Origin of the sequence: Pectobacterium brasiliense (genome assembly GCF_016950255.1) — a bacterium.
Lineage (GTDB): Bacteria > Pseudomonadota > Gammaproteobacteria > Enterobacterales > Enterobacteriaceae > Pectobacterium > Pectobacterium brasiliense.
In genome coordinates, this window is sequence record NZ_JACGFN010000002.1 from 1 (window position 1) to 12,208 (window position 12,208).

The following is a 12,208-nucleotide window of genomic DNA, read 5'->3' on the forward strand; positions in this document are numbered from 1 at the left end:
CGATTACAGTCTGGAACTGAACGTACTGGAGAATGACTCGCCTTCACAGGCCTTTATTATTCGTTTTCGCTATCCGGATGTCGAGCGCAGGCGATCAGAGGCAGCCAGCGCAGCGCGTCTGAAACTCCTGCGTGAAACACAGGAAAAGCAGCAGATAGAAACGGCATTTGAGCAGTCAACCACGCCGCGTAACTGGCTCTATACCAAGCGAGTCGCAGCCGGTTCAACGTCCATTGCACCGGATTTCGCTTACGATGATGGCCGCTTTATCTATCTCGGTTTTTCTCCCGTCAAAATCCTTCCATCGATCTTCCGGATCATTAACGGGCAGGAACAGACCGTAACACCCCGCATAGCCAAACATGGAAACTACACAGTCGTCGTCGTGCGTGCGCTGTCGCCACAGTTGGTGTTGCGCTACGGCAGCGCGGTGGTCGGGATTGAGAATACATCATTTGGCAACGCCACCGTTGGCAGCGGTGACACCGTTTCACCTGTCGTTACGCTGGAGGCTAAATGACTGATAAATCCATCCCAGAAACAACGGAAAAAACTGTGGCAGAGCTGGAGGCTGAAGCCCGTGAACGCGCCCGTTCAGCGATGGCGAGTCAGGCACCAGAGCAAAACACACCTCCCGGCCAACCTGAAGTGACCCGCTTCAAAAAAGCCTCCAGCCGCCGGACGCTGCTGGTCAGCCTGCTGAGTCTGGGCGCACTGATTGCACTGGCATTGGGTGGAGATCGCTTCCTTGTCGCATTAAAGCAACGCGATAATAAGGCGGTTGAAACCCCAGCACCGCCATCAGCCAGTACAGGGCAACATGAGCGTAAAAACCTCGGTATGGACAACAATCCGTTCGGCCTGTTCAGCCAGGACAAACAGGAAACCGCAACAGATAATCACCCAATACAGACGGCATCACCGTCAGAGCCACCTGCTTTAAATAAGGCGGCGGCACTGGTCGATAGCCCAAGTAGTGCCGCTGAGTCCACACAACGCGGTAATACTCAGGCTTCACAAACTGCACCTTCCGGCACACAGAGCAAAGACACACCTGCGACCATGTCTGGCACAGAGACTAACGACGTCAATCCCGGTGTCGCAAAAGTGACCAGTGTCAGGCGGCTTGGTCTCGACCCCAATCTCTACCTACCGGTTGATCGTTATATTCCGTGCTCAATGATGCAGCGTTTTGTCTCTGACGTGGGTGGTCGTATTTCCTGCCTCATCGGTGAAGATGTCTACAGCGCCAACCATTACGTGAAGTTGCTCCCTGCCGGAACCGTCGCCAGAGGCATCTACCGTACCGGAGCGCTGCAACATGGTCGGAGCCGGATGTTTGTTATCTGGACGGAATTACGCACACCGGAACCCGGCAGCCTGCAAATCCCACTGGTTGATACCGAAGCGACCGGCCCGTTGGGTGAGGCCGGGATTAGCGGCTGGATTGATACCCATTTCTGGGAACGGTTCGGCAATGCATTGATGTTGAGCACCGTACAAGATGTGGCTGCCGCCGCATCAGATTCAGCACCGGGGAAAGACCGCAATACCGATTACACCGAAAACACCCGCGCTGCCGCGTCAGAAATGGCGAAAACGGCCTTAGAAAACAGCATCAATATCCCGCCCACGATGTACCTCAATCAGGGCGATGTGATCGGCATCATGACCGGTACGGATATCGACTTCTCTTCCGTTTATCAACTGCGTCTAAAAAAGAGGTGGTATGAACGCTGAAAACCTGTCGCTGGATTTTATGAAAAACCAGTTGTTCGGCGATTATCTCAAACTGGATGGCCTGACGGAAATCGCCATTAACCGCCCCGGAGAGATCCACACCAAAATAAACGGTCGATGGCAGAAGCATGATTCTCCGGTTACGTTACGTCAGTGCCATGCTTTTGCCAAAGCACTGGCCTCATGGAATGAGGACAATATCGATGATACCTCCCCTATCCTTTCCGCCACATTAGGATCAGGTGAACGTGTCCAGACTATTATTCCCCCAGCCTGTGAGCGGGATACTGTATCGATTACGCTGCGAAACCCGTCATTTGAGCAGAAAACACATCAGTCCTGGATTGATGCCGGTTTTTATAATCGGATAGCCGGTAAGGAGAGAAATGAAGGTAAAGATGATGAACTGACCCGATGCTACAACAATGGTGATATTCCAAGCTTTATCGAAAAGGCCGTCGAGTACGGTAAAACGATCTTTATTGTTGGTGAAACCGGCTCTGGTAAAACCACCTATATGAAGACGTTGCTGCACTATATTCCGTCACATCTCAGGCTAACCACGATTGAAGATAATCCTGAAATCCGTTTTTACCACCACGCTAATTATGTGCATCTGTTTTACCCGGCAGATGCCGGAGATGATGCGATTATCACGCCCGGCAAACTTATTCGGGCAAATTATCGAATGAATCCGGATCGGATTCTGCTGGCGGAAATTCGTGGGCGGGAAGCGTGGGACGCGCTGAAAATTATCGGTTCAGGGCATGAAGGCCTTATCACCTCCCTGCACGCAGGCAGCCCGGAAGAATGTATTGAAGGGATCATTGACCGCTGCTATGAGAACCCTGACTGCAAAAATATCCCGTTCGATGTGTTGTTACGCAAGGTGCTTAAATGCGTGGATATCATCGTCAGCGTAGATATTCACGGTGATATCCGTCGGATGGGGGATATTTATTTCAAACCGATACACCTTCATCAAATGAAAGAAACCTTCAGATAAAAAATAGCTAAATCACTTGTTATTTCCAATAAAGGTATTTGATATGAAAACGATCCTATTCACCGCCTGCCTTTTCTGCATGAATTTACTACTGCCCTCTATCGTAATGGCCGCTGATGCCTGTGAGATTGTTTTATGTCTGTACGGTAAAGCAACCGGTAACGGCGGAGGAAATGAATGTCAGTCCGCTGAACATTCCTTCTTTACTATTGTGAAAAAGAACAGACACGGATTTCACCCTAGCCGTACTGCCGATGCCCGAAAAGCCTTATTACTCGAATGCAAATCAGTCGACCCCAAAATTATCGACCAGATAATTAATAAATTTGGCCGCGTGCGTAACTGAATTCAAAGAAAAACGGTAATAGCAATATCGGGATTATTACCGTTCCTCCTGTCAGCTCTGGATGGAAAACTCGACACCGATCGTGACGGTTTTAGGCTTTTAAATTTATGCGAATAGCAGAAATTTAAAAGTGGCGTAAGGCGAGTAAATTCTATTTCGCAGAAATAGCTAATTTGCGTCGCTGAACCCATCTGCAAACAGCCGCGCCCACGCGGATTTTGCAGGCCGGGGGGAGCCGAATAAATTTCGCCGCCCCAGCGAGCGAAAAGCTATCGCCCACGATAGCGGTTTATTTGGGGGGCTTGCCCCGCACACCGTCGCAGCTAAGTCTCCGGCCAAAAGCCGGTAGCGTGGCGCGACCACCCGCTTTGAAGGCGTTTTCCCATTTTTTCGCTTGGCCGGAACGGACAAAAGAAAAAATAGGCGAAAAACGGCGTCTCAAAGGGGGTGGTCGCGCGTAGCGGGCGACGGTGTGCCGCCTTTGACCTTGGGGGTTTTGGCGCGGCGTCCAGCCACGACATTACCCCCATGTGACAGGGAATAAGGGCGTCCAGCCCGCATGTACTGGCGCACGCCGTTTAGTGCAGGGAAGCATGCTTTCCTGCACATGGCCGCACAGCGGCCACCTTCTTAGCCCCAGACGTTCGCCCCGCCTTTTCGCCCAACACCGTGGGGCGAATTGATGGGGCGATGCGTTGGGGCGAGTCGCGGACAAAGGAGGCACCATGATGTTAAATAAGCTTTCCATTTCACTGTCGCCGATAGTAAATGGTGTGCTGTCCTTTATTGATGTTATGCAACAGCATCAATTGATGCTGGCGCTATTATCGGGCCTGACTCTGCCGTTTTTCGCTTCAATGAAAATCGACGATCGGCAGAAAGCCCCGTTATGGAAAAAGTTGATCATTACTTTTTCCCTGCTGTGTTTCCTGTTTGGCACAGTCGGCCCCTTACTTATTAGCGTTTTCAGGTGGCTTTATAACGTTCGGATACTTACCCGCATTCCCATTCTGGACTGGTCAATATTAATTATATTTACCGTGGCAGGGCTTATTCTCCATATTAGTCTGCGTCGGGCATTAACGCCTGAACTGGATAAAATAAAAAAACGACTCATCAAAAAGACCAGTCTTGAACGGGAATTACGCACAGATGTACGCACGGTAAAATCCCTGCTGCCGGAAACGCTGCATTATAATCCGCTGGATTATATCAACCTAAATAAGGGTATTTTTATCGGGATAGACCGTGATGAAAAACCGATGTATCTCCCGTTAAAAGACTGGCAAAGACAACATGCAGATATTATCGGCACCACCGGAGCCGGTAAAGGTGTAGCAACCGGTATATTGCTTTACCAAAGTATCCTGGCTGGTGAAGGTGTATTTATTATGGACCCAAAGGATGATGAATGGGCGACGCATCTTTATCGCAAGGCCTGCGAGGATGCAGGCAAACCCTTTGCCTTAATTGACCTGCGAAAAACGCAATACCAATTAAATCTGATTGAAAATATTACGCCTGACGAACTGGAGGAATTGTTTGTTGCGGGATTCAGCTTGGCGGAAAAAGGTCAGGAATCCGATTTTTATCGTATCGACGACCGAAAAGCGGCACGTATGGCGGCACAATTTGTCAGCAGTCATCCCTCTTCGACTATCCGCGATATTTATAACGGCGAATATGTTCAAGGTATCGCGGAGGATATCAAAGCCTTTTTCGGCAAAATTGAAGAGCTGGCGTTGCTCAATGCCATCAACGCGCCGACAGGATTTTCACTCCAATCGGTTTTTGGTGAAGGTGGCTGCTGCTATATCATCGGCTCAATGCGCAATAGCAAGATTATCACCGCCCAGCGAATGCTGCTGGTACGACTTTACCAATTAGCAGAAAGGCGCGACCGGGTAAAAGAAACGCCCCGCCCCATAGCCATCTTTCTTGACGAACTGAAATACCATCTGTCAAAACCAGCGCTGGAGGGGTTAGGCGCAGCACGGGATAAAGGCGTACATATCATCATGGCCCATCAGTCCGTCGCCGATTTGAAAGACTGCCCGGCGGATTTAAAAGGCGATGCTGTTGTCGGTGCAGTCGTTGAAAACGCTAAATTCAAGCTGGTATACCGCGTTATGGACCCGGATACAGCGGAATGGGTAGCGAGAATGTCTGGCACCATCTTAGTGGATGATGAAATCCGCAAAGCCAAAACTGATGCCGTACTGACGGAAACCATCGACGGTGAACGAACTATCAGACAGGCAGAGCGTTTCTTTATCGACAGCAATATGATCCTGAACCTGCCCGACTTTGTCAGCTTTATCTTTACGACGAGAACGCTTCCCTCCGCCTCACTGATTTCCCCCATTAAGGTACAAAAACGCGAACTGGAGATCTATTCCGTGTCTCCGGATATTGCCGCGTCGGCAGTACCGGCAAAAATCGCGCTGGACTTCGACGAGGAAGGAGCGACATCCGCTTCAACGACCAATGTCGCGGCAACCCAGCCTGACCTTTTATTTGAAGGGGAAAGTAAATCAGCAAAACCGAGATCTGATGATGACGAAACACCGTCCTTGCTCAATTTTTAGGAGGCATAATGCTTATCGCAACGCATAGCGAGCGCACCGCCCGCAACAGCGAGAAGATAAAAAGGCTGCTGAATTTCCTGAAGGAAGAAACCTACAGCGACTTTAAAACGCTGATGCTGTTGTTTGGTTTCAGGGATCACAAATCGCTGTATACGCTGCTGACAAAAATTGAACGAATGGGGTTAATACAAAAGCATGTGTTTGAATCACGGACGATGAAAATGTCGTTGTGGGGCATAACCAGCGACGGACTGGCTATCGTTTTAACGCCGGACGACGGCATTTTCCCGGCACGCTTTGAACCGTCAAAAATCACTGGCTGGACGCTGGAGCACCACCTTGATAATCAGGTTGCTAGGCTCATCCTGGAGAAAAAAGGCGCATCCAGATGGGTAAACGGCGATCGCTCAACGTTCCTCAGCCAGTATCAGGTCAAACACCGTCCAGATGGACTCATCACACTCCCTGACGGACAGGTCATCGCAGTAGAAACCGAGCGCCGCCTGAAAACCAAAGCTCGCTACCAGACGATTATCGCCAGCCATTTGCTGGCCCGGACACAAAAGAACTGGATTTACGTCTTTTATATCGTACCGGACCTACAGAAAAAACGGGCGCTTGAACTGCTGTTTGGCAGCATCAAACACGTCATCATTAATCATCAACCTATCCCTCTGGAAGCACGTCACCGCAATGTTTTTCGTATTTATACTCTCGACGAGCTGCGACAACTGGAGCCGAGGCAATATTCATAAGCTGGATCTGGCGTTGCCAAATCTCATGGTCGGCTAAGAGCGAGGTGCGGACGGTGGCATATAATGGTTTGTACTCGATAGTTACAGGATAAGAATACCGGTTATCATGAAAAATTGTAGCAATAGGAGCAGGGATGAAAGTCGCGGACAATAAAGATATCCCTTTACCTGGCAGCGTTGAAATCCAGCCTGAGTTTTGGCTTGTAATCGAAGATGTTGTGTCGAGGCTTACTCTTAGCTTTCATGAGATTATACATAGTATTTACGTGTATGGCAGCGTGGCTGAAGGCAGAGCGAAGACAGGCAAGTCTGATTTGGATATGACAATTATTTTCAGGCAAAAACTCGCTCAAACGACTACAGAACAACTTGCCAAAATTCACGCCGAGCTTGAAAGAAACAATTCTACAGTCAGTAAAATTGATTTTGATTGTGGGTTTCTGGAAGAGGTACTCTCCCAGGATAATATACTGAGCTGGGGATACTGGCTTAAACATCATTGTCGTTGCGTTTATGGCGAGGACCTGAGCCAATATTTTCAGCCTTTTAAACCTTCAAGAGCTATTGCGGTAGCCGTGAATGGTGACTTCCAGCAGGTACTGAGCAGGCTAATTACGCAAATGAAAATGTCATCTGACGTAATCAAAAAGCAGCAACTTCTTTGTTCGGCTGCGAGAAAGCTCATCAGATCAACCAATATTCTGCGCAATGAACAGGACGATGAGTGGCCTGATTCGCTCAACGAGCACCGCAACTGGTTCATTGCCCGTTACCCTTCTTTAGAAAAGGATATAGACGATCTAATGGCAATAGGTACCGGGGGCAGAGGAAACCTGAATGATTACGAAAAACGACTTATAACTTTTGCAAGTTGGCTTAACGCTGAGTTTCTCCGTTATTAACGTGTGAGGATGTTGATTGCAACTCATCATCACAACAACAATGTCCGCTCCTGGCACACAGGGGATATCCAGGCCTCTTCGGCCACCGCCTGACGGGCTGCCAATTTCGCCCAGCGCAGGAGGAATTCACTCCCAGATTTCAGCAGGTATGAATTCAATGATGCATGTCCAGGTTGTGGCTATACAGAAAAATGTACAGTACAGCAGAGCGTATGGCTCAGCGATGATAAGGACCGTCCATGAAAGGCGTTAAGTTTCACCCGTATGTTGGAGATAAATACTATGACAGCCATTACGGTGTGCGTGTAATGGTACTCGGGGAGTCACATTATGGTGACAGGCAGGATATGGCACCTGATTTCACGCAATACGTGGTTAAAGAGCATGCCCTGAAGCCCGGTCTTCCTTTTTTCAGTAAGCTGACCAATGTTCTGAGGGGTTGTACTGAATGCCCTTCGGAAGAAGAACGAAATGAAACCTGGCGGCATGTTGCCTTTTACAACTACATCCAGGAGTTTGTTGGTGAAGGGGCCCGAATTGCACCCACTCCGGATATGTGGACGTCGGCACAACTGCCGTTCATTGAAGTGGTGAAACAGCTGGAGCCGAACGTCATTCTGGTGCTCGGCATCCGGCTCTGGAACACAATGCCGGACCTGCCCCTCGAGTACCCCGTAGAATGGTGTAGCATCCTGCACCCCAGCAGCGGGATGACTTATGAGTCGGCTATTGCGGCTCTTACAGCATCGGTTAAGAAATCAGGCGGGTTTTTCCTGTAGTAAAAATAACGGTGGGCGGTATATCTGGAGTTGCCCCTGGATATCTGGACGGGCCGCCCATACTGCCCATCAGCCAGATACTCTCGCCTCACATACTGAATGCCCGATACTTGACCGACAGCTACGAGTGATGAGCGCAAGTTCGCTTTCAGGGTAACCTAATCCACATGCTAGAGGATCTCTAAAAGAGAATGGTTCGTTTAAGCGGAATAATTACAGTGCATATTCTTGAAAAAGAATACAACATGTGTTTATTGCTGCAATTACTGCACTTATGATAAACGAAACCTTAGTAAACTAGCCATTTTTCAACTAACCCAAATAGTTTTTTTAGGAAATTTAAAAATGAGTGACTTAAGCCCAACTCTTGCCTTTCGGACGAAAAGGGGTACCTTTGCTGGTCCGTTTTTAAATGAAGCTCAACTTACTGGGTTGCTGCGCCTCTACAGAGACCAGGTCTCTCCTTCTGGTGCGACGTTTCCGGATCTGGCGCCGGTAATCTACAGCCTGGATAGACTCATTTCTGACGGGGTCGCTGAGCAGTCCAGACGTGCACAAGCGTTTTTTAGCCAGCAACAGGTGTTAGAGCAGGAACGTCAGCTTGCTAAAAGTTATGAGCTTCTCTTTGGACAGTGGAACTATGCAAGCTCCATTGTTGATCCAAAAAAGAAAGCAGATCAGTGGGATAAGGTGGTTGATAATGCCTGCGGCGTTCTTTATGACTTGCGTGAAGCGATGCCCCTCGAAAAATCAATAAGCCACTGGGGCAAAGATTTATCATACAAGATTCAGCAAATTGGGCGTATGTACACTGAAGCTTTATTGTTCATCATCTATGGCAGGGCATCGTATGAGCCTCTCTCGCTTGTTAATGATCCCCGGCCACGGCAATATATTTGTGAAATTAAAGAAATAATTAGCTCTTATTTTGATGGTGAAAATAAAGCAAATCTGCTGTTAAGCGCAGCTTTACATAAGACAACACACTACGAGAAGGTAGGCGTTCTGACAGGTTTTAACACTCAAACTGAAGCAGATGCTTTCTTATTCAAAAACATCAAAGCGATCAAACCTGTTCGCATATCCGACCCAAACTCAATGATGGATTTTTACATGCCGGATGTGCAGGATGCGTACAGCCGAACTATCAGATCTGAACGTTATCCAGATAGGCAGTGGATGGTAGTTTGTGCCTTGTGGGATCTTCACCGACGAGTCAGCCAGCTTGAATATCTTCTTGATGCACTGGAAGAACAAGAGGCAGAGCCGGATAGAAAAGCCGCCTGTGAAACACAGGAAATTATCACAGCGGTACTCGAGGAAAGGTTTACTTTGCTTGATCGCTAGCCATCTTAAAAGTTGATAGTCTGGAATGAGAATCTTATGCTACACCCTCTGACAGCCCTTCTAGAGTTAATAAACTAGCAGTAATAACTTCCGCTTCTGGCACAGAGCGGACAGAGAGTAAAATCACCAAGCACCTTGAACAGCGCCGTCTGATGCTGCAATGGTGGGCTAATTTTCCGGATGCTAACAGCAGCGGTCTGGTTAGGCTGTTTGACAGTATCAGAACGGTGGCAAGGAACGGTATTCCGGTTCCGTTTGACGACAGATGTTTCTGTTCCGCACTATCGACGAACTGGAACAGGCTTCCGTCAGCCACGATTAAAGGCAATGCTTGTTTAACAGAATAGAAATAAACGTCAGAACCCGTCGATGAGGAAGTCTATTGCAGCCTTTATCTGAGAACGGTACTGCGAAGCATCACAAAACACCGCACCCAGGGCCTGGACAGGGATACTTGCCAGCTCGTGGGTCATTACGGCGTATTCTTTGTCGTCCGTCAGCATGACGACGGGGACAAGGCGATCCGGTCGGCGGCCTGCCGGATACTTTTCAATAGGGAGCAATGGGATCACTATCCGACGATTCAATTGTCCAATAATATCGCTCGTGACATCGAGCAACAGCGGGTAAACGACGCTTTTCCCGGTATTACCGTATACACTGAATTGCATGGCTAAAACGTCCTGTATTCATCACTGAAACAGCCGTTTTCATCATGAAAACGATTTAATGCGTCGATAGCCTCCCTGTTTTCTTCCTGCCATATTTTCGCTTCATGACGGCGAAGCTCCGCATCCAGTGCGGTTGACAGAGTAGCACTTAGGTTAATACCCGCTTCACGCGCTCTTACCAGTAAGGCACGCTCCACCGTCATGGTCACGCTCTGCGTGTTGCGTTGTTTCGCGGTCATGGTTTCTCTCCTGCATGAAACACGTGCACATTACACGGCACAATACACTTATCATAACACCAAAAACAGGCCCGGCTACCGTTGCAGTCCTGCAAACTTCACAGTCAGTCGTCATACCTGAGCCGTCGTTTACAGCAATCACCGATGTACAAACGTCGTTTACGGGATGCGCGGACTCTTTGCCGCCCGCACCCGCAGCCTGCGAATTTTCCGGGCATATTATGTCCAGAAAATTCGCAGGGAAATTTAAACATCTCTCACCTTCCCTGCCCCGCAATAAGCTTAAAGCCGCACTCCTTTGCGGCTTTATCATCTCCGACTCAAATCTTATCCATCAGATAACGATGTGCTTTTGAGGCGGCGCTGGCCGCTTTGAAAACATAGCGCTTATCATTTTTCAGCGCCTGGAGCCATGAGGCAATATAGCTTTCATGCTGAACCTCTCCGATGATCCCCAGATCCGCCATCAGAAAAGCACTTCCCAGCTCCGCCACTAATTCCTCCTCCGCATAATCTGCACTGCCAAACTTCCCTTTCATTTCACGGTTAAGTCGTTTTTTACCACCGCTCCAGTGAACCAGCTCATGTAGGCCAGTAGCATAGAAATTGGCTGCATCTGAAAACAGATGGCGCTCCGGTAGCCAGACTTCATCGGTTGAGGGTCTGAAAAAGGCGTTTTGTCCTTTCTCAATGATGTTTGCGCCGCTCTTCTGGAACAGATTTTCAGCCTCCGGCAACGGGTCAAAGGTTGCTTCCGGGCTGACTGTTTCAGTTGTCAGAGGCAAGCCGTCAATTTGCTGAACGTTAAACACGTTGAAAGTTTTCAGCATCGGGATCTGGTCGATTTCACCGTCTTCGTTTTCTTTCTCTAAGGTTGTATAGAAAATTGCCGTCGTGCCGTGCTCGCCTTTGCGAACCTGCCCACCTACTGCCTGCGCCTGTTTGTAGGTCATCCAGCGTGAATCACCGAAGCCCTGTTCTGATGCACTGCACCACAACAGCATGATATTCATTCCGCTATACGAGATACCGGTTGCGAAGTTGGAAGGCAACCCAGACATGCCCGGCACTCGTTGCCACGGGCAAGACCACGGTTTTACACCAGCTTCAAGCGCGGTAATGATGCTGTCGGTGACGGTCTGGTAAATATCGGTTTTAGTTTTGGAAAATTTCGTTTTTGAGGAGCCTGACTGCTCCAGCGGGGATACGCTGGTCGCCGCTGCGGCGTTAGGGGCGCTAGTCTGGGTATGCAGGGAAATGGTCATGGTTTTTTCTCCGTCAGTGGTGTGATTTTCGTCTTCGTATCGCCTGACGGTTCGCTTTTCCGGCATCGTTCCGGCACGCAAGGGCGCAGAATGCGTGCCATTTACCCTTGCGGGACGGGTTGTGTTGGGAAACGATTAACCGGAAGCTGATATGGGAACGGAAATCACGCCGGAGAAAAAACTGCCCCCTGCATAGACGGGCGTAGCGCCCATTGCTCTGTAGCGGTGAATGTCGATATAACGGAGAGCAGGTCACTAGTACCTGCTAGTTGATTTGCTCAAAAGAGGCATTATTGTCCCTAGAGAGCATTCAGTCTAATATAGGCTTCATTAAATAAATCGAACTTTCAGTGGCAAAGCAGTGATTCAAAATGATCAATTGGGAAACATATAATCACGTGCTTCGTCAATGGAGCCTGTTGACAATCTGAGGCCTCAACGACGATACCTTTGCCCCACGTGAAGATGAAAGCAATGAGGAAAGTCTCTGGCGGGCTACAGCGAGAGGTAAAAAAACTGAGAGGGAAATCAGCGTATGCCCCACAGCCGACACCTAGTAGTAGACACGGA

Annotated in this window: 12 protein-coding genes and 1 pseudogene; 10 read left to right on the forward strand and 3 right to left on the reverse strand. The window is 49.0% G+C overall.

Going from position 1 to position 12,208, the window contains the following annotated elements; translation table 11 throughout:
• From H4F65_RS14630 to H4F65_RS21905, 10 genes and pseudogenes are all read left to right on the forward strand, one after another.
• Positions 1–520: TrbG/VirB9 family P-type conjugative transfer protein (locus tag H4F65_RS14630; protein WP_205536107.1), on the forward strand; the 520-nt coding region annotated here is incomplete at its 5' end.
• Positions 517–1,740: a VirB10/TraB/TrbI family type IV secretion system protein gene (gene virB10, locus H4F65_RS14635; protein WP_205536108.1), complete on the forward strand. Its 1,224-nt coding sequence runs from the start codon at positions 517–519 to the stop codon at positions 1,738–1,740. The genes H4F65_RS14630 and virB10, both read left to right, overlap by 4 nt.
• A complete protein-coding gene (gene virB11, locus H4F65_RS14640; RefSeq protein WP_159398227.1) occupies positions 1,730–2,746 on the forward strand; it encodes a P-type DNA transfer ATPase VirB11 in 1,017 nt (338 codons plus the stop codon). The genes virB10 and virB11 overlap by 11 nt, the downstream gene beginning before the upstream one ends.
• A gap of 43 nt (positions 2,747–2,789) precedes the next feature.
• Positions 2,790–3,092 carry a TrbM/KikA/MpfK family conjugal transfer protein gene (locus H4F65_RS14645; protein WP_010287717.1) on the forward strand — a complete coding sequence of 101 codons (303 nt, stop codon included), beginning with the start codon at positions 2,790–2,792 and terminating at the stop codon, positions 3,090–3,092.
• A 725-nt stretch (positions 3,093–3,817) separates the two neighbouring features.
• Positions 3,818–5,680 (forward strand): type IV secretory system conjugative DNA transfer family protein, encoded by a 1,863-nt coding sequence (locus tag H4F65_RS14650; protein WP_159398226.1) that lies wholly within the window; start codon positions 3,818–3,820, stop codon positions 5,678–5,680.
• A gap of 8 nt (positions 5,681–5,688) precedes the next feature.
• Positions 5,689–6,435 (forward strand): MobC family replication-relaxation protein, encoded by a 747-nt coding sequence (gene mobC / locus H4F65_RS14655; RefSeq protein WP_010287890.1) that lies wholly within the window; start codon positions 5,689–5,691, stop codon positions 6,433–6,435.
• Between the two features lie 134 nt (positions 6,436–6,569).
• The gene (locus H4F65_RS14660; protein WP_010287139.1) at positions 6,570–7,337 is read left to right on the forward strand and encodes a nucleotidyltransferase domain-containing protein; all 768 of its coding nucleotides are present in this window, start codon (positions 6,570–6,572) and stop codon (positions 7,335–7,337) included.
• Positions 7,338–7,576: 239 nt separating this feature from the next.
• Positions 7,577–8,116: a hypothetical protein gene (locus H4F65_RS14665; RefSeq protein ID WP_010287135.1), complete on the forward strand. Its 540-nt coding sequence runs from the start codon at positions 7,577–7,579 to the stop codon at positions 8,114–8,116.
• Between the two features lie 345 nt (positions 8,117–8,461).
• Positions 8,462–9,463: a hypothetical protein gene (locus H4F65_RS14670; protein WP_010287133.1), complete on the forward strand. Its 1,002-nt coding sequence runs from the start codon at positions 8,462–8,464 to the stop codon at positions 9,461–9,463.
• Between the two features lie 128 nt (positions 9,464–9,591).
• A pseudogene (locus H4F65_RS21905) lies at positions 9,592–9,678 on the forward strand (mobilization protein mobC); the annotation flags it as partial.
• 141 nt (positions 9,679–9,819) lie between these two features.
• Here the strand turns inward: H4F65_RS21905 and H4F65_RS14675 are convergent.
• The 3 genes from H4F65_RS14675 to H4F65_RS14685 form a co-directional block, all read right to left on the reverse strand.
• The gene (locus H4F65_RS14675) at positions 9,820–10,134 is read right to left on the reverse strand and encodes a CcdB family protein (RefSeq protein ID WP_010287131.1); all 315 of its coding nucleotides are present in this window, start codon (positions 10,132–10,134) and stop codon (positions 9,820–9,822) included.
• 2 nt (positions 10,135–10,136) lie between these two features.
• Positions 10,137–10,373, reverse strand: coding sequence for a type II toxin-antitoxin system CcdA family antitoxin (locus H4F65_RS14680; protein WP_010287128.1), 237 nt, complete (start codon positions 10,371–10,373; stop codon positions 10,137–10,139).
• Positions 10,374–10,693: 320 nt separating this feature from the next.
• A complete protein-coding gene (locus H4F65_RS14685; protein WP_159398225.1) occupies positions 10,694–11,638 on the reverse strand; it encodes an ArdC family protein in 945 nt (314 codons plus the stop codon).
• Positions 11,639–12,208 lie beyond the last annotated feature (570 nt).